The organism is Arcticibacter sp. (genome assembly GCF_045629565.1).
GTDB lineage: Bacteria > Bacteroidota > Bacteroidia > Sphingobacteriales > Sphingobacteriaceae > Arcticibacter.
Map to the genome: position 1 here is coordinate 32,452 of NZ_JAZQRL010000033.1, position 17,495 is coordinate 49,946.

General features: G+C 46.0%; 15 protein-coding genes. 7 read left to right on the plus strand and 8 right to left on the minus strand.

Features of this window, described 5'->3' with window-relative positions:
• Nucleotides 1–42: 42 nt before the first annotated feature.
• Nucleotides 43–357: a hypothetical protein gene (locus ACKI5J_RS04135; protein ID WP_407426801.1), complete on the plus strand. Its 315-nt coding sequence runs from the start codon at nt 43–45 to the stop codon at nt 355–357.
• A 55-nt stretch (nt 358–412) separates the two neighbouring features.
• Here ACKI5J_RS04135 and ACKI5J_RS04140 read toward each other — a convergent pair whose 3' ends face one another.
• Nucleotides 413–3,811: a DEAD/DEAH box helicase gene (locus ACKI5J_RS04140; protein WP_407426803.1), complete on the minus strand. Its 3,399-nt coding sequence runs from the start codon at nt 3,809–3,811 to the stop codon at nt 413–415.
• A gap of 144 nt (nt 3,812–3,955) precedes the next feature.
• A complete protein-coding gene (locus tag ACKI5J_RS04145) occupies nt 3,956–4,876 on the minus strand; it encodes a TolB family protein (protein ID WP_407426805.1) in 921 nt (306 codons plus the stop codon).
• 354 nt (nt 4,877–5,230) lie between these two features.
• Between ACKI5J_RS04145 and ACKI5J_RS04150 the strand changes: the two genes are divergently transcribed.
• Nucleotides 5,231–6,772 carry a polysaccharide lyase gene (locus ACKI5J_RS04150; protein WP_407426807.1) on the plus strand — a complete coding sequence of 514 codons (1,542 nt, stop codon included), beginning with the start codon at nt 5,231–5,233 and terminating at the stop codon, nt 6,770–6,772.
• Between the two features lie 98 nt (nt 6,773–6,870).
• On the opposite strand, the gene ACKI5J_RS04155 is transcribed toward ACKI5J_RS04150, so the two are convergent.
• A complete protein-coding gene (locus tag ACKI5J_RS04155; protein ID WP_407426809.1) occupies nt 6,871–7,614 on the minus strand; it encodes an SDR family oxidoreductase in 744 nt (247 codons plus the stop codon).
• Between the two features lie 101 nt (nt 7,615–7,715).
• Between ACKI5J_RS04155 and ACKI5J_RS04160 the strand changes: the two genes are divergently transcribed.
• Complete coding sequence (locus ACKI5J_RS04160) at nt 7,716–8,066, plus strand: winged helix-turn-helix transcriptional regulator (protein ID WP_407426811.1); 351 nt, start codon at nt 7,716–7,718, stop codon at nt 8,064–8,066.
• Nucleotides 8,067–8,141: 75 nt separating this feature from the next.
• Here ACKI5J_RS04160 and ACKI5J_RS04165 read toward each other — a convergent pair whose 3' ends face one another.
• Nucleotides 8,142–8,354 (minus strand): hypothetical protein, encoded by a 213-nt coding sequence (locus ACKI5J_RS04165; RefSeq protein WP_407426813.1) that lies wholly within the window; start codon nt 8,352–8,354, stop codon nt 8,142–8,144.
• 245 nt (nt 8,355–8,599) lie between these two features.
• On the opposite strand from ACKI5J_RS04165, the gene ACKI5J_RS04170 reads away from it, so the two are divergent.
• The 3 genes from ACKI5J_RS04170 (at nt 8,600) to ACKI5J_RS04180 (ending at nt 11,435) form a co-directional block, all read left to right on the plus strand.
• The gene (locus tag ACKI5J_RS04170; protein WP_407426815.1) at nt 8,600–9,997 is read left to right on the plus strand and encodes a mercuric reductase; all 1,398 of its coding nucleotides are present in this window, start codon (nt 8,600–8,602) and stop codon (nt 9,995–9,997) included.
• Between the two features lie 21 nt (nt 9,998–10,018).
• Nucleotides 10,019–10,609 carry a Crp/Fnr family transcriptional regulator gene (locus ACKI5J_RS04175; RefSeq protein ID WP_407426817.1) on the plus strand — a complete coding sequence of 197 codons (591 nt, stop codon included), beginning with the start codon at nt 10,019–10,021 and terminating at the stop codon, nt 10,607–10,609.
• Nucleotides 10,610–10,670: 61 nt separating this feature from the next.
• Nucleotides 10,671–11,435, plus strand: a complete 765-nt coding sequence (locus tag ACKI5J_RS04180) for a sterol desaturase family protein (protein ID WP_407426819.1) — start codon at nt 10,671–10,673, stop codon at nt 11,433–11,435.
• 12 nt (nt 11,436–11,447) lie between these two features.
• Here ACKI5J_RS04180 and ACKI5J_RS04185 read toward each other — a convergent pair whose 3' ends face one another.
• Nucleotides 11,448–11,762 (minus strand): hypothetical protein, encoded by a 315-nt coding sequence (locus ACKI5J_RS04185; protein ID WP_407426821.1) that lies wholly within the window; start codon nt 11,760–11,762, stop codon nt 11,448–11,450.
• A gap of 590 nt (nt 11,763–12,352) precedes the next feature.
• Here ACKI5J_RS04185 and ACKI5J_RS04190 point away from each other — a divergent pair.
• Nucleotides 12,353–12,751 (plus strand): GreA/GreB family elongation factor, encoded by a 399-nt coding sequence (locus tag ACKI5J_RS04190; RefSeq protein WP_407426823.1) that lies wholly within the window; start codon nt 12,353–12,355, stop codon nt 12,749–12,751.
• Between the two features lie 64 nt (nt 12,752–12,815).
• Here the strand turns inward: ACKI5J_RS04190 and ACKI5J_RS04195 are convergent, their stop codons facing one another.
• The 3 genes from ACKI5J_RS04195 to ACKI5J_RS04205 form a co-directional block, all read right to left on the minus strand.
• Nucleotides 12,816–14,270, minus strand: coding sequence for an RtcB family protein (locus ACKI5J_RS04195; protein ID WP_407426825.1), 1,455 nt, complete (start codon nt 14,268–14,270; stop codon nt 12,816–12,818).
• Nucleotides 14,271–14,351: 81 nt separating this feature from the next.
• Nucleotides 14,352–14,963: a GNAT family N-acetyltransferase gene (locus ACKI5J_RS04200; RefSeq protein WP_407426827.1), complete on the minus strand. Its 612-nt coding sequence runs from the start codon at nt 14,961–14,963 to the stop codon at nt 14,352–14,354.
• A gap of 3 nt (nt 14,964–14,966) precedes the next feature.
• Entirely contained in the window at nt 14,967–17,402 is a 2,436-nt protein-coding gene (locus ACKI5J_RS04205) for a sugar-binding domain-containing protein (protein ID WP_407426829.1), read from the minus strand.
• Between the last annotated feature and the right edge of the window lie 93 nt (nt 17,403–17,495).

Here is a 17,495-nt window from a genome sequence, read left to right on the forward strand (position 1 = left end):
GACCTCTTTGACGGTCCCATGTACGGTTTTAAGAGCCAAACCATGCACAAGAGGTGTTCGCACTGCCATTTGGTGTATGAGCGGGAGCCGGGCTATTTTTATGTGGCGATGTTTGTGAGTTATGCATTTAACGTAGCGGAACTGGTTATATTGGGAGTGGCGACCTACTTGCTTACGGGAAATCTGGAAAACCCCTGGCTGTATCTGATTGTGCTCTTTTCCGGTGCTATCATTTTGGCTCCCTTCAATTATCGGTATTCGAGAGTAGTGCTCATGTATTGGTTGAGTCCGGGTTTGCGTTTCAGTCGCGAGATGGCGGAGGCCCCTCCCCGGAGAGATGAAGATGCCCTGCAATAGCAGGTATTCATTGGTGTAATGATCGCCGCTTATCCCATATGGCCGGGTGTTTCAGCTAGGGGTTTGTTAGCAGCGACAACAGATCCGTTTTTTTGAGCGCTTTCATTCCGGGACCGTCGGCTTTTATGAGGTTGTTCGCAAGGTTCTTTTTAGAGACTTGCAGGTTCATGATCTTTTCTTCAATGGTGTCTTTACAGATTAACCGGACAGCAACGATGTTATTTTGTTGTCCGATTCTATGACAACGATCTATCGCCTGGTTTTCAACAGCAGGATTCCACCAGGGGTCTACCAGATAGACGTAGTCTGCAGCGGTTAAATTTAATCCGGTACCTCCGGCTTTCAGACTGATGAGAAATATCCGGATTTCCGCATTGTTTTCAAACGATTCTACTTCCGCTTTTCTGTTACGTGTTTGTCCGGTAAGGTAAGCGTATTTTAAGTTTCGTTTGTTAAGCTCCCTCTTAATCAGATCAAGCATGCCGACGAATTGTGAGAAAACCAGAATTTTATGCCTTGGTGCTTTCGACTCGATTTGTTCCAGTATTTCGTCAATCTTGCAGGAGGAGTCGCCCTTTACCCGGTTGCCTTTCAGTAATTCAGGAGAGTTGCAGATCTGTCTCAGCATGGTGAGTCCTTTCAGAATGTGGACAGAACTTTTGGGAAGTTCCTGCTCATCCAGCGCAGAGATAAATTCCCTGAACTCCTTCTCATAGGCGGCGTACACTTTTCGCTGTTCCTCGTTCATCTCACAATAGACGACCATCTCCGTTTTTTCCGGAAGTTCTGTCGCCACCTGCTCTTTGGTCCGTCTCAGGATGAAGGGTTTGATCCTTTCCCGCAATTCATTCGCACGCTTGCTAACCTTAAATTTATCGATAGGGGTGGAATAGATATCCTTAAAATACTGCTTGTTGCCCAGAAGACCCGGACAAGCGAATGACAGCTGGCCATATAGATCAAAAGTGTTGTTTTCGATGGGCGTACCGGTTATAGCCACCCTGTTTCGTGACTGAAGCTGCGTTGCTGCCTTGTAACGCTGTGAGCCAGGGTTCTTGATGTTCTGCGACTCATCAAGGAAGACATAGTTAAAAGTGTGCTTTTTTAGCGTGTTAATATCGGATACCAATGTACCATAGGAAGTTAATACGATATCGTATTGATCAAAGTGGCCTTGATCTTTTTTTCTATTTGGTCCGTAAAACGTAAGCAATCTCAGAGAGGGGGCGAATTTTTCCACCTCTGCAGACCAGTTGAAAAGTACGGACGTAGGTACGACCAGCAGATTGGTGTTGTTCCTGGTCTTGGCTTTCTGCATCAGGATGAAGGCGATGATTTGAATCGTCTTGCCCAGGCCCATATCATCTGCCAGGCAACCTCCGAAGTTGAAGTCATCCAGAAAGTTCAGCCAGTTGAGGCCGTTTTTCTGATAGTCACGTAAGTCGGTCTTAAGATCTTGCGGCACGTCGACCGGATAGATGCCGGAAAAGTTAGTGAACGTTTCCTGTAAATGATTAATCTCGCGTTTGGCATCCATGCTAAACCAGGGTTCTTCATAGAGTTCTGCAACAGTATCGAAATTAGTTCTGGCGATGCGGAGTGTTTCATGGTCCATGATTTCGCCTGCGTGGAAGTAAGCTGAAAATTTCTCTATCCATTCATGTGGCAGGATCCCGAGTGTTCCGTCATCCAGCTGTACATATTTGGTTTTACTGCGGATGGCCTTATGGATATGTTTCAAGGAGGCTTGCTTTTTACCGAAGCTCACTTTAATTAAGGAGCTAAACCAGTTGATACCGCTTAATATCTTTACAGAAACCTTTATGGTATGAGCGTTCAATTTGTTGCCGCTAATTTCATTGAAGCCGAGGATGGTTATACCCAAGCTTCGCCATTCCTCAAATACGGGGAGAAACCAGTGTTCATTTAGAAAGTGCCGTTTATGAATATCGAAATACTGAAGCCCGTTGTCCAGCTGCTCTTCTAAGCTCGGATGTTGTTTAATTAGTAAGGAGATGAACTGCAGTTCCGCTTCCTTGTTTCGCTGTACCAGAAACGGACTGCCCTTTTTGTCCTGGCCGAAGATCTGCTTTTGAGAGCGTACAGGTATTTCGACCTCACCGTACCGGATGACAGGAATGACCATAACGTGCTGTCCAAAGTCAGACAAGAATATGATTTTTTCTGGTTCAGTATCGAAACCGGCTTCTACTTTCTGTTTATCGGAAGCTTCGGGAATGAAGGTATACGTAATAGGAATACGCTCCTCCTGTTTCTCCAGCAGGAATTTTCGGAAGTCGCTGAATCTGGAACGGTGGATCAGTGGGTTACTGCCTTTCTTTTTAAGAAAATTGATTACATCCAGCGTGTTTTGATCTTCGATGAGGTGCAATGCATCGTCTGATTGTACAAAGCAGGAGTGTTTGATGGTCAATGCAGCGATATCCCTTGGAATGCCTTCGATGAGAAGGCTGCCGGAGAGCTCATAGAACTGGTTCGTTTGCTGAATAGTTAGGGAAATTTCCTTTACAGTTTGTTTGCTGATGCGTATCGGTATGAGCGAAATACTGCTCACGTTTTCAGCGATGTCGCTGTCGTGGAGATAGAACGGAAGTTCAAGCGGGTTTCTGACGATAGCCTTCAAACAGCGGATGGTCGTTTGACTGATTCCCGGGTCGATATTGCTTTGGAACTTTGATAATGCCGTATAGAATTTTATTTCTTCTGCATGGTCCGTTTCCCAGATCATCTCAAGAGGGTTGGCAGGTTTCAAGGGGTTTTTAACCCTGCCTTCTTTGGTAAGAGAGGCTTCAAGCAATTCCACGAGCAAATGTCCGTAGTATTTATGCCGTTTTAATACAACTATTCTTTGTAATGACGCCGACTCGTTCAGCTTGGAGGATACATCGGGCGTAGAATGTTTAAAGAGTGTCTGATAAGTTTGCAAGTGCGTGCCGCTAACTGGCAGCAGATTTTGCAAAGTGGGTTTTACTGAGAGTTTTCCGTTACTGAATTCCATGTGAAAGAAGCGCTCCAATTCCTGCTCTTTCTCCAGTCCAAAGTCTTCAGCGATTTTTTGAAGCTTAATGTGCCTCCGTTCGTTATCGAAAAAGATGCGGTAATCTTCTTTATCTATCAGACTTAACAGCACCTGTATCTGGTGATAACAACACTCCCGCAGTGAATCCATGCAAGAACATTTGACCGAAAGCCCTTCTTTATTTTGTCGGACGTCTACGTTGACATCAGGTGCGTGATAGTATGAAAAGCTGCCTTCGTTCACAAGGATGTATGCTGGGTAGGGAGGAGTGTGATCTGTAAGGTCAGATTGCGGGCCCTTGTATAGACCGGATACGGTACTTATGTGAAGAGCTGGCAATTCAACCCCTTTAAGCACGAGGGTTCCCTGGCTATCCGGGGTTATGTTTAGCCTACCGTTGTTCTTATTCTGCATTTTGAAAACTCCTGGGCATCGTTGTTTTTACTCTGTTGTTAAGAAAGCCCCTTACCAACTGTCGGTCTAATAAATTAACCTAACAAATATGATAAATACCAAACCATTTCTTCTGACCCCCGTCTGGGCAAAGAAAGTAATAGATCATTTCAGCGCGCCAGTTGGGCTCATTCCTTTTTCAACTATCAATCTAATAGTGCCACCTAAATCCGCTGTATATATTTTGAAAATGGAATCTGAAGTTTTTGAAGCGCTGTAGAAAATCTGATCATCAGCCGTAACGTACAAAGACGGTACATTAAAACCTTCAGGAGAAATCCTGGATGTTTCTTTACTCATCAGATCTAATACATAAACGGCCTCATTAGGACCTGCTCCGTTCTTCACTACATCCGGGTTACCTGCGTTGAAAATAAGTTTTTTACCGTCTTTCGTATAGAAGAAACGGTTGCTGCTGGAAAGGGATAGTTCTTTTCCGATTAAGTCTGCCAAAGGTTGTGTGTCGATTACCTTACCGGAAAGATCTAACGTATAGAGGTTAGTTAAATCGTGCCCGACCAGTTCCTGTTCATTTTTCCATGTAGGTGAATAAACGTCGATCGGCGACTTGCTGTCCAATATCTGGTAACCAGAATGATCTGTATTCATTACACCCACTTTCCAGCGGTTCTCTTTGTCGAAAATGCTAAATGCGATCTTGTTTCCACCTGGTGACCACATTGCCTGGTAGTAGTTATCGTTATCTACAGGCAACTGTGCCTGGGTCTTATGTTCGAGGTCTGCCACCCAGATGCTGCGGTGCCCGGCACTGTCACTAATCGTGTAAGCGAGCTTTTTGCCGTCCGGAGATATAGCCGGATCCGTTGCACCACCAAAAGATACCTGTTTCATGGTGTCGATGCTGGTGACTACAATATTATCGCCATCCCGGTAGGCCAGCGCAAATTCTTTACTGCTTAGAGAAGCAGTAGTCAGGCTGTCTGTGCTGTTATTTTCATTTGTTTTATTGTTGTTGCAAGCAATTAGGAGAGAAAGAAAAGGTATCGAAAGTTTTAGTAGACGCATGATTGGGATTAAAGGTGTTTGGCAAAGTTAAGAAAAATGATCCCTGCAGTAAGGTATCGTCCACCCAATCTCTTACAAATACCTCCTGGAGGCAAAACCCCAGATTTTGCGGTAGCACCGAAATTACATGGTAGTTACATTAAGTTCTGATTTGACAGTTGCAGATAGATGCTCGGACAATGATTGGTACCGTATTGAACGTAGGTAAGTTATTCATTCAGTTAGAATATTTCCACTTTCAGATTGCTTATTACCACATTCGGCGGGTTTTCATGGTATAGCTAAAACCTTATTGATATCTTGAAAAAATAACCATTTACTAATCGGTTTAAGTAGGACTAATAAGACTTAAGAATGAAAGAGAATGCACAAAGATTTTTTCGGAATGTTTCGGGAGGCTTGCTTTTGCTTGCCTTTATTGCATCATCTCCGTATGCGAATGCGCAGGGCGTCGGCCAGGCAAACGGGCAAGCAGAAGCGGGACAAATACCTCCGCATCCGCCGCGGCTGCCAGAAGCTGTTATTCCGGCATTCCCGGGCGCATGGGGTGGTGGAATGTTTACGGTAGGAGGACGCGGGGGCAAGGTCATCGCAGTTACCAACCTTAATGATAACGGGCCAGGCAGCCTCAGGGCAGCCTTGGAAGCGAAAGGGCCCCGTATTGTCGTCTTCCGGGTTGCCGGGACGTTGAAAGCCAGTACCGACCTGAATATCAACGATCCTTACATCACTATTGCTGGGCAGTCTGCTCCCGGCGACGGTATTTGTATTGCCGGTACCTTAAACATCAACACGCATAATGTGGTTATTCGTCACCTTCGGGTACGCAGAGGTGTTCCTACCGGCGGACAAGGGGACGATAACATCGGGGGGAATCCGCAACACCACATCATTATCGACCATTGTTCCACTAGCTGGGGGATGGATGAAAATATCTCACTATACCGGACGATGAGACCGTCACTCGACGGAAAGACACAGATAAAAGATCCCGCGCAAAACATAACCATTCAATGGACTATAACCAGCGAAGCGTTAGATGCCAGAGGGCATGCGTTTGGAGGTACCTGGGGAGGAAATCCTTCGACATTTCACCATAACCTTTTCGCAAGCAATACTGCCCGGAATCCATCCATAGGGATGTCAGGCCCGTTTGATTTCCGGTATAATGTTGTTTTTAACTGGCGCCACCGCTCCATAGATGGCGGAGATGAAACCTCTATGATCAACCTGATTAATAATTATTTCAGACCGGGGCCTGCCACTAACGAAAATATGCGTGGGGTGTTCGCCCGGATTGAACAGCGTAGTATGTATTCTCCTGGCAGTGCCTGGAAAGAAGGAGATTGGTATCCTAAAGCAGCTAATCGTCCTGGAAAATGGTATGTTGCGGGCAATGTTATGCACGATAACCAGGAGGTAACCAATAATAACTGGGCAGGTATGCGCGGGCCGGAAAACCTCGCCCGTGTAAATACGGCATTTGAAGGATGGCCTGTGGCGCCACACCAGACAGCCGGAGCCGCCTTTGAGTCTGTATTGGCGAAGGCAGGTGCTACTTTACCTAAACGTGATGCTGTTGACAAACGCGTTACAGAGATGGTCCGCACAGGAAAGACGATGACTCAAACGGGTATCATCAAAGATATATCGGAAGTTGGCGGATATCCGGCTTTGTCATACGACCCAGCGAAGGTACCTGTAGATACAGATGGAGACGGCATGCCGGATGAGTGGGAAAGAAAGTACAAACTTGATCCCAAGAACCCGAAAGATGGTGCTTTGGATACCGACGGTGATGGCTACACCAATGTGGAAGAGTATCTGAATGGAACTAATCCTCAGGAAAAGATTAACTACCGCAACCTCGGTAATAACGTTGATACAATTAGCTAAGGACAGGAGTAGACAGTAAGTAATGATCGGCTCTTTGAAAGAAGCAGAGGTGGCGCCTGCCGCTTCTGCTTCTTTTAGCTGTAGAAACATGTCGCAAATTATTTCATTGCATAATTAAGATAACCGCCATCAGCTACAATTTCTGTTCCGGTGATAAAGCTTGCGGCATCAGAGGCCAGGAATAGTACGGTTTTTGCAATTTCATCAGGATTACCCAATCTTTGTAAAGCTGTAGCACCTGCTAAGAAGTCTTTTGCTTCGGATGGTACAGCGTTTTCTAAACCAGGTGTTCTCACGGGCCCCGGGCTAACGATGTTGACACGAATTTTCCGTCCGGCCAGTTCGTTTGCCGCGATTTGAGCGATTTTATTCACTGCCCCCTTCGTTGCGGAATACACACTGGCACCAAGATTAGCAGCCGTTGCTACCGTTGAAGATGTGAATAGGACTGATGCCCCCTCTGCCAGATGCGGTAGTAGCTTTTGCAATGTAAAGAAATGCCCCTTTACGTTGGTGTTGAATTGTGCATCGAAATTAGCCTCACTGACTTTTTCTATCGGCTCAAATGTGGCAATACCGGCGTTCAGAAAAAGGACATCGATCTTTTTTCCTGAATCTGCTACAGCTTTTTCGAGAATAGCAATGTCTGCGAGTTTGGAAGTGTCAGATACAACGGTGTGCAGTGCCGAGCTGTTTATTTCAGCTGATGCTTTTTGGAGGTTTCCGGCATTTCTGCCTGTTATCCAAACGGTTGCCCCTGCTTTCGCGAATGCTTTTGCTGTTGCATATCCAATACCGGTAGTTCCCCCGGTAATTACAACATTCTTATTTTTAAAGTCCATACTTTTCTTAATTGTTTACGCTGTAAAGGTATAGTGAATCAATTTATTTTGGTTACTTTGTAACTAAAAGTAACAGTAACCTTTGGGTAACAAAGTAACTTATGACGGAGAATCATTGCCAGTTGGGGCACAAAAAGGAGATTATGGCGGTCCACGATGCGATGGACGTGCTGAATGGTAAATGGAAAATATCGATCATTTCATCTATTTGTTATTATAACAAAAGGCGGTTTTCAGATATTTTAAACGATATCCCGGGAATTTCGAACAAAATGTTGAGTAAGGAATTGAAAGAGCTGGAAATCAATAAACTGGTAAAGCGAACTGTACTGGAGACACAGCCGGTTTCCGTTCAATACCAACTATCTGAATATGGTATGACATTAAAAAATATCATTGATAACCTGGCAGAATGGGGATTGGAACATCGTAAGGTAATTACCGGAAAATAGCTGCAATCCATGTGTTGGTCGGGATGGAGGGTTGAAGTAAGGTTCAGGTGGAATAAGGTGGAACATACCTCATTACTATTTGTGGAAATATCCCCATTCCTGTTCTTCATCCATCTCAGGATACTCTTCGCTTTTATCTTTCAGTACCGTAATGGCGAGCCAGATTAGTACAACAGGCGAGAATGCGAATAGAAAGTATACCAGACTTTCTGACACCTGTGTGTGGATGGAAATAATAAAAGCGAGCAAGTATAGCGTCGCTATTAAGATTGCTGTTGTTGCTTTCATGGTGGTGTTTTTATTGAAGAACAATCTGCAACCCGTTCTGTTTCAAGTCTCTGGTATCTATCCGTATGACGGATGAAGGCCTCCGATAGCCTGTTGCTTTTGACGGTTTCAGGAAAGCAAGTTTTAAGATTTATTCGTCAGAATGCCTGCGGCTTAAGGACTGTAACGGCTATATTTCAAACATAACGGGAGTCATTTGTTTTATCCATGCGGACGTTCATTTGATGCCGCCTTATTCCGGTTTTATGAAGATATACGATGCGATTGTTATTGGTTCAGGTCAGGGAGGTACGCCTTTGGCAAAAAAACTGGCTAAAGCAGGGTGGAAGACTGCCTTAGTGGAGAAGAGTTATGTAGGAGGAACTTGTGTTAATGTAGGCTGCACACCGTCGAAGACCATGATTGCGTCAGCTAAGGCAATCCATACGATCCGACGCGCGAAAGAATGGGGATTGATAGCGGAACTGAAGGAGATTGATATAAAAGCAATAATAAAGCGAAAATCGGATGTAGTGGATCTTTTCCGTGATAGTGCTCAGGATGGGTTAGAGGCAACAGATAATCTGGAATTGATTTGGGGACAGGCTTCATTCAGGGAAAGAAATGTCATAGAAACGAAACTCAACTCGGGAGGCATATCCCTCATGAAGGCCTCAAAGATCTTTATCAGCACAGGCACTAAACAGGATATACCTGATATCGCAGGTATTGCTGAAAGTGGATACCTTACTTCTACCACTTTGATGGATTTGAAGGAAATACCGGCACATCTCCTGATCATTGGCGGAGGGTATATCGCCCTGGAATTTGGTCAGATGTACAGGCGCTTTGGCTCTGACGTGACCATTTTGAATTTAGGAGATCGCTTACTGGACCAAGAGGATACTGATATCAGCGATGAGGTGAAGAAGCTGTTGGAACTGGAAGGAATACGGATTATCTGTCGTGCGGAAACAAGGGCAGTGGTGCGCGATGGGGATGAGCTGAAGGTCTCATTCGAGGTCGGCCCGGAACTGCGAAGTGTATCTTGTAGTCATTTGCTCGTCGCTGCCGGAAGACTTCCCAATAGCATGGATCTTAATCTGCCTTCTGCCGGGGTGAAGACTGATGACCAGGGATATATCATTGTAAATGAGTATCTCGAGACGTCAGCGGAAGGAATCTACGCGATAGGAGATGTGAAAGGTGGACCGGAGTTTACACATGTGGCTTATAACGACCATCTAATACTGTTGCGGAATTTGCTTCGGGGCGAGAAGCAAAGCACGGAACGTTTAGTCCCTTATTGTATGTTCATTGATCCGCAGTTGGGTAGGATAGGGATGACAGAGGCGGAAGCCCGTGCAAAGGGATTCAACATTAAGGTAGCCTGCATGCCGATGTCCCGTGTGGCACGTGCAATCGAAACGGGAGATGAAAGAGGTTTAATGAAGGCGGTAGTTGACGCTGGTACCGGACAGATCCTGGGGGCGGCTATCCTCGGGGAAGAAGGAGGGGAAGTGATGTCTGTTTTGCAGATGGCGATGCTCGGAAAGATAGATTACAGTACCATCAGGAATATGATGTTTGCGCATCCTTTATACGCTGAATCGCTCAATAATTTATTCATGGAATTTGATGACGATCGATCTGATGCGAGTTGATCGCTTTTAGGAACATAGGGTATGCTTGACGAAAAGACTATTAATCATTACAAGGATTTCTTCGAACTGGAGCTGACCGAACTCCTTTCTTTACTGAGTCTGACACGTGAGAAAAGTTTAAAGGAGGGTGACGTGTATATACAGGAAGGTTCACTTACCAGGAGGCTTGCGTATATACAGAAAGGGCTGATCCGGACGGTATATCTCAAGGAGAATGGTGATGAGACAACGATGTTATTAAGATGGGAAGATCAGTTTTTTAGTTCCTATGACAGCATTTTTTTCAACCGTCCGTCGAGGTTTACTTACCAGGCCCTGGAAGATACAGTAGTTCTGGAAGCAAACTATGATGATTTTATGGATTTTTTAAACACTCATCCGAGATTTGCGAAGGCAAAAGATTTTTTCCTGATCAGTATGTTGGCTGAGGCTATGGAGCGGGTAGAATCATTTGTTCTGATGACTCCGGAAGAGCGTTATTTAAATTTGATAAAGGACAAGGGTGATATCGTTCAACGTTGTCAAGACAAACACCTGGCGACATGGCTCGGCATTACGCCGGTGTCGCTTAGCAGGATCAGAAAGAGAATTGCAGAGGGCGGGGAGCGTTAATTAACTTTTGTTAACTGGCATGACATCATACTGCCCTAGCTTTGTGTATTCACACAAGGGTATGGAAAATTTCATGGAGATATTTATAGGCCTGTTCGCGGTTTCGGCGATCAGGTACTTTTTGGTAGCGGGCATAGCATTCTTTCTGGTGTATAAGTTGCTGGACCGAAAGCTTAGCAAGTCGAAGATTCAGTCACGCCTGGCAAGCGGCCAGGATTTCAGGCGGGAAATCTTCCATTCCATGCAGAGTACCGCGATCATGTCGGGGGTTGCCTTTGTGGTGCTCTTTACTGACTTGAAGCATTTTACGCTTATTTACGATGATTTGTCCAGTTTTGGATACTGGTATCTCCCGGTCAGCGTGGCGTTGAGCCTGGTTGTTCATGATACGTATTTCTACTGGATGCACCGCTTCCTGCATCATCCCAGGATCTTCCGTTATGCCCACCTCATACACCATAAGTCTGTTAACCCGTCGCCCTGGGCCTCGTACTCGTTTCATGTTATCGAGGCCTTCACAGAAGGTGCAATATTGGTAGTGCTGGCGATGGTATTGCCGATGCATCCCCTGGCGATTGCGCTGTTTGTATTCGCGGGGTTTGTTATAAACGTGTATGGGCATCTTGGTTACGAGATTATGCCGCGCGGATTTAGAAAGACCTGGCTTTTTGAGGTGATCAATACGTCTACCCATCATAATATGCACCATAGCAAGTTCAAAGGAAACTACGGACTGTACTTCAGATTCTGGGACCAGGTGATGGGTACGGAGCATCCGGAGTACGTCAGGGAGTATGATCGTCTTCAAAAACAGCGGTTTGAATAAAGCTGCAGATCACTAAGGCGCTGTGGTTGTGCCCGATGTCTGTGGTTTTACGGGCTGAGGTACAGGCGGATCGGTCGGTCTTGGGCTGGGAGTAGGGTCTACGGGCCTTGGCGTCTCCTCTCTGAAGGGTGTGGAATCTACCTTACCCGGTGTTTTTCCTGGTGCCGGTATCGGTAAGCTATCGGCATCAGTTTTCTTATTGTCTATCGTGTCCTGTAAAATGAAATGACCTGGTAAAAGGCCTGGATCTCTCAGGTTTCCGGCGGCACTGAGGCCGAGGGCGACTGCCAGCGATGTTGCAAGTGTTAACAATATCTGGGTTTTCATAATTTTCGTGTATATACTGATCCTTTCCTAAAACCATGCCAAAGAGGCCGACAGGAATGTTACAGAGGATATTTGTCCTACTGTATTAAGAAAGGTATCTTTGGGGTTAGATGAATACGAACAAGTGGTTAAATAGGACATTGAACGATCAGTCTGCAAGACAGTTGCAGATTGCAATGGCCATATTTTGCCGTTTTCTTTCCTCTCAGTATCGTCTTGGAGATTCGTTTTTGAAAAGTAGTAAGGACTTCATTAAGTAAGCCCCAGCCTCTTTCGAGGTGTGGGGATCTGTTAGTCTTAGCAATATTTCAAACTTTTAATCTTAATCAACATGCTTTCCCGGCTTATTATCTGCCTTTCGCTGGCTACAGATCTGTGTATACTGTTGCTGGCCATTTTCGTAGCGAAACCGCTATGGATTCTGCTTCTTATCATTTTGTCTGCCTCAATAAAGGGTTGGTATAAGTACCGCCTTTCCAGCAGGAAAATCGACAGCTTCTTTAGACCAAAGCAGCTGTACTAGCCTTTTTTCCGAAGCTACTTGGCTTACGGGCAGGCATTCTATGGTTATACCCTAAAATTTAAAATATATGACAACTACAACAAATCAAGCAACTGAAGGTATTATTCTGTCCACTGGTGTTTATGACCTTTTAAAAGATCAGATCCGCAGAAGAAAGCTGAGTAAGTTTAATGAAGCAAAGCTGGAGCGCGAACTGAGAAATGCTACGCAGGTTCTAAGGCGCGACCTTCCTGCAAACGTGGTGACAGCAGATACGCGGGTGACTGTGAAAGACCTCGAAACGGGTGCAGAAACAACGTATAAACTTGTTGGACCGACGAAGGCGAGAAGAAAGAATGAGACCATGTCGATCTTGTCGCCAATTGCGGTTGCAATGCTGGGATATTCTTCAGGATCTCAGGTACAATGGGAAATGGAAGATGGTATCAGGAACTACCAGATCATAGAAGTAGCTCCATTAAAGTAGTATAAGTGAATTATACCGGCTCCCGGGCGAACGGACTACCTTTAGTCGGGAGCCGGTGTATAATCTAATCTTCAGGTCTTTCTTTTGGTGCGGCCATCCGTACGATTCGCGGCTGGAAATCGGCAATAATATCTACCAGGTCCCGTTGGGCGTTCATAACTGCGTGGATGTCTTTATAAGCCATTGGTGCCTCGTCTATGTCGCTGCCTATCAGTGTTATATCGTTATTTATGAGCTCTTGCGCGATCAACAGCCGGTCAAGTGTTTTGAAGGCGGCATTGCGGCTCATAAGCCGCCCCGCACCATGTGATGCTGAGTTGATGGAACTGGCATTACCTTTCCCGCGGACGACAAATCCCGATGTGCTCATGCTTCCCGGAATAATACCAAAGACTCCATCTCCGGCAGGCGTTGCCCCTTTCCGGTGAACCATGACCTCTGTTCCATCAGCAAGCTTTTCTTTCCATGCAAAATTATGATGGTTTTCAATGCGCAGCAGGGGCTGGTGATTCAGGGCTTTGGATATTTTGTTATGGATCTCATGGTGGTTTGCACTGGCATATTCGCCGGCAAGGTTCATCGCGATCCAGTATTCTTGTCCTTCTTCTTTATCCAGGTCAAGCCATGCCAGGTGTTTTGCCTGGGCTGGGAGGCGCATCTTATCCATTGCTACCTTGGAATAATGGTTTGCGATGTTCCCGCCGAAGCCTCTGGATCCTGAGTGGGATAGCAATGCGAGATAGTTGCCGGGTGGTAAGCCCTGGATTTCGTTTGACCTGACTTGAAGTTCTCCCCACTCGACGAAGTGATTACCGGTACCCGAGGTACCCAGCTGCGCAAATGCTTTGTCTCTCAGTCCGCGAATGACCTTAGTCTCTTTCCATGTACTCTTGTCAAATAGCGAAGTGTCGAAATGAGTTTTAGTAGTGCCCCCCATTCCGAAGACGGTATGTTTCATAAGAAGGCTCTTAAGCCTATCTTTTTCACTGTCGACTACGGTCGATGGTAAATCGAAGATGCTCAGACACATTCTGCAGGCGATGTCAACACCTACGGCGAAAGGAATTATGGTATTGGGGCTGGTGGCGAGGACTCCTCCAATGGGCAGGCCATAGCCCTGATGGGCATCGGGCATCAGGGCACCAGCGATGGACACTGGCAGTTGCATCGCTGTTTCCATTTGGGCTAAGGCTCCTGCCTCAATGTGTTCGGCACCAAAGATAGGATATCGAACAGCTTCCGTTTGGAGAGGGATCTCGGTTGCTTGGTTAATTTCAGCGCTGCCCCGCTGCTTGATTAGAGAAATTCGTTCGGCAAGTTCTTTAAACTTGCCTATATCGGAGTTCAGGAAGGCCTTCGGATCTTCGATTAGTTTTCCAAGTTTGTCGACGATCTGTACCTTAGTCATCGCGCCGTATTTTAGTAGCTTGTTGGCTTCGCGGCTAAAATCTGCCAATAACTGTGCGTCCTCAATTCCAAGAGCCTTAAGCTCATTATTGCTTATCTTGACTTTTCCCATCCTTGCTGATTTTAATTACTCAATGCTTTAGGAAGCAGTTGACTTGCTAACATCTGCCGATGGCTTATAACGTTTGGGATGCTAATCAGTTTGCTGTTGTTCTGCTCCCTCGCTGGTTTTAAAGACCATATGAGAGTAAGCGATGTTTAGAAAGTGTCGTATACCTTGTTCTCTAAATCCCATGCGTTCGTAAAATTTCTTTGCTTTGGAGTTTTCGGGATTTACCAAAAGCCCGATGCGACGATGCCCGAGTGCTGTTCCTCTTTTAATGCCTGCTTCTAACAGCTGAGTACCTAAACCGTATCCCTGCTTTTCGGGAGACACACCGATGGTGTCTATATAGAACTCCCCGGGACCTGTTTCGCTGTCAATTTTTGTTGTGACGATTCCCCGTGAGTTCAGGTAATCCAGAATGGGTTGGCGAAGCTCATACAACTTGGCACCATCATAGGCTGTCAGGGACCCGCAGACGCCCTGTTCATCTTCAAATACCAGCGTGTTTTGATAGCTGTATTGATTTTCAGGCAAGCGAATGAAACGTTCGAGAAACGGAAGCTCCGAATACGGATCTTCCGCGCCTGTAAGTTTTGAAACAACTTCTGCCATCGCCTGCATCATGAGATTGGCTATAGCCTGGCTGTCGGTCTGAACTGCTTCCCTGATTCGAAATTTTGCCTTTGTCTGCCTGATCATTTGTTATTTAACTTCTATTGTCGTTTCCACCGCTTTCAGCCACGGTGATGAGAACCTCACTTTCACTTGTCCGGCTTTTCCTGTAGCCTGGATGTAGCTCAGGATCTTTCCATGATATACCCGGTGGGTATTATCGGTATAATCAGACATATCGGTATTATTGCTTGCTTCCAGAGCCAGAAGGGTTGCAGGTCCTTCGATTTGGCAGGTCACCTCGTTGTCAGACAATACTACCGGAATACCATCTTCATCGACCACCTGCAGATAGATTTGAGCTAATCCCTGGTCTTTAGTGATGGATTTCTCGCCTGCCTTAATGGTCAATGCATATGGCTGCTTAGAGGTAGTCAATGCGTACCTTGCGATTTCCTCATTGTTTTTGTTCAGCGCAACAGCTTCTAGCTTGCCCGCAGCATAGGGGATGTCCCAGGAGATGATTCCATATTCATCGTTATATGGTTTCTGTTCGCCTATGGCTTTTCCGTTTAAGAGAAGTTTTGCGCTGGCACCATTGGTATAGCAGACTACACGGATTTGCTGGCCATCCTGATAGTTCCAGATAGGCCAGGCATCCATTGATGGTTCATCATTTGCCCGTCTCTTGTTTGTTGGCACTGGGTAGGTGCCTGCATAAGCCATTGGTTTCTCAGACCAGAGAGATTGACGGAAGAAGCCTCTGGGTTTGATGAAGCCTCCGAAATCAAGCAGGCCGGAGTAGAATCCGCGCGAGGGCCATGCTCCTGATTCACCGAGATAATCGATCCCTGTCCATAGGAATTGTCCGAATATATGCTCATTATCTCTAACCGCCTTCCATGCGGCATAATCATGACGGTTTTCGCTGCCATATATCACACGTTTGGGGTATTTTTTATGGTCGGAGTCGTAACGGTTTTCTGTGTAATTGTATCCCGCAATGTCGAGAGTTCCGGGGTATGCTGTTTCGTTCGACATGGCAACACCGGCCAGGCCCGCTGTGACGGGACGTGATCGGTCATGTTGTTTGACAACTGCGGCGAGGCGTTTGGCAATTACTCCCAGTTCCATAGCATCAGGGGCATCTTTTTTGAAGCCGCCGTATATTGCCTGGGTGAATCCATCAGCTTGAGTACCTGCGAGGATGGGGTGTGAATAAGGGTCATTAGGGTAGTCTACCTCGTTTCCGATACTCCAGGCAAATACCGAAATGTGATTCCTGTCGCGCTTTACCATATCAGCCAGGTCTCTTTCGCCCCATTCTTCAAAGAAATCAAAGGTTCCCTGGTATCCGGGAGTACCTACGTTCCAGCCTTCAAGCCATTTACGTTTAGGGAACCTCCATTCATCGAATGCTTCGTTCATCACCAGAAGTCCCAGTTCATCACAGAGCTGATAGAGATCAGGTGCCTGTGGATTGTGACTTGTTCTGACTGCGTTAACTCCGAGTTCCTTTAGTGTTTCCAGCCTTCTCTTCCATACTTCCCGTGGTACTGCGGAACCAAGGGCTCCCGCATCATGATGCAGACAGACGCCTTTCATCTTCATCCACTGATTATTCAGGGCGAATCCTTTGTCAGGGTCAAATGTAAATGACCGGAATCCGGTTTTGGTAGTACTCTGGTCGATGACCTTGCGATCTTTAGTAACGGTTGTTCGTAATGTGTAAAGATTGGGATTGTCGATGCTCCAAAGACGAGGATTGCTGACCTGGAGGGAATGGCTGATCTTTCCTTTGCTGTTGGCAGCTACCTTCAAGGTTTTGCTTCCTTTTGAAACGGATCTGCCTTCGGGTGAGAACAACTCATTGGTTATGGTGACGGAAGAATTTGCGCCGGCATAGTTGTCGATTTCGACGTCAACATTCAGTGAGGACTGTTGCTTGCCGACGATTGGGTAGGCGAAAACTCCCCATTGAGCAATATGTGTCGGGTTCGCATAGATCACCCAAACATCACGGTATATGCCCGAACCTGTATACCATCTGGAGTCGGCCGATTGGCTATGATCTACGCGTACAGCGATAGTATTCTCCTTGCCAAAGGAGATGTAGGGCGTCACGTCATACATAAAAGAGATGTAACCATTTGGTCTTTTGCCTACCAGTTTACCATTGATGAAAACTTCGCTGCGATTGTAGACGCCTTCGAAGTACAAATATACTTTCTGGCTTTTCATGGCAGATGGGACGGACAAGGACCTGCGGTACCATCCGATTCCACCAGGTAAATAACCGGTAGCACTGGCAAGGGTAGGACTGAGTTGTGATTTTACCGACCAGTCGTGAGGAATATTGACCGACTGCCACTTGCTGTCATCAAATTCAGGCATGGCCGCGTTTGATGAAGGTTGAAGACTGAACTTCCAATCGGAAATGATCTTCTCAGGTTTGCCAAAAGAAACCTGAGCAGAAGCGATACACGAGAAGCAAATCGATAGCGCGAAGAGACAAAGGAATTTCATTGATTAATGGGTTTATACGGTGTGACACAAATATCCAACAAAACCTTTATCAGTGAGGGGGGTATATCGTATAAAATGGGGGGTATATTGCGT

Coding starts and splice junctions, on each gene's coding strand:
- ACKI5J_RS04205 (WP_407426829.1), bottom strand. CDS start 17,402: ATGAAATTCCTTTGTCTCTTCGCGCTATCGATTTGCTTCTCGTGTATC.
- ACKI5J_RS04185 (WP_407426821.1), bottom strand. CDS start 11,762: ATGAAAACCCAGATATTGTTAACACTTGCAACATCGCTGGCAGTCGCC.
- ACKI5J_RS04150 (WP_407426807.1), top strand. CDS start 5,231: ATGAAAGAGAATGCACAAAGATTTTTTCGGAATGTTTCGGGAGGCTTG.
- ACKI5J_RS04155 (WP_407426809.1), bottom strand. CDS start 7,614: ATGGACTTTAAAAATAAGAATGTTGTAATTACCGGGGGAACTACCGGT.
- ACKI5J_RS04140 (WP_407426803.1), bottom strand. CDS start 3,811: ATGCAGAATAAGAACAACGGTAGGCTAAACATAACCCCGGATAGCCAG.
- ACKI5J_RS04165 (WP_407426813.1), bottom strand. CDS start 8,354: ATGAAAGCAACAACAGCAATCTTAATAGCGACGCTATACTTGCTCGCT.
- ACKI5J_RS04200 (WP_407426827.1), bottom strand. CDS start 14,963: ATGATCAGGCAGACAAAGGCAAAATTTCGAATCAGGGAAGCAGTTCAG.
- ACKI5J_RS04160 (WP_407426811.1), top strand. CDS start 7,716: ATGACGGAGAATCATTGCCAGTTGGGGCACAAAAAGGAGATTATGGCG.
- ACKI5J_RS04135 (WP_407426801.1), top strand. CDS start 43: ATGCACAAGAGGTGTTCGCACTGCCATTTGGTGTATGAGCGGGAGCCG.
- ACKI5J_RS04170 (WP_407426815.1), top strand. CDS start 8,600: ATGAAGATATACGATGCGATTGTTATTGGTTCAGGTCAGGGAGGTACG.
- ACKI5J_RS04190 (WP_407426823.1), top strand. CDS start 12,353: ATGACAACTACAACAAATCAAGCAACTGAAGGTATTATTCTGTCCACT.
- ACKI5J_RS04180 (WP_407426819.1), top strand. CDS start 10,671: ATGGAAAATTTCATGGAGATATTTATAGGCCTGTTCGCGGTTTCGGCG.
- ACKI5J_RS04195 (WP_407426825.1), bottom strand. CDS start 14,270: ATGGGAAAAGTCAAGATAAGCAATAATGAGCTTAAGGCTCTTGGAATT.
- ACKI5J_RS04175 (WP_407426817.1), top strand. CDS start 10,019: ATGCTTGACGAAAAGACTATTAATCATTACAAGGATTTCTTCGAACTG.
- ACKI5J_RS04145 (WP_407426805.1), bottom strand. CDS start 4,876: ATGCGTCTACTAAAACTTTCGATACCTTTTCTTTCTCTCCTAATTGCT.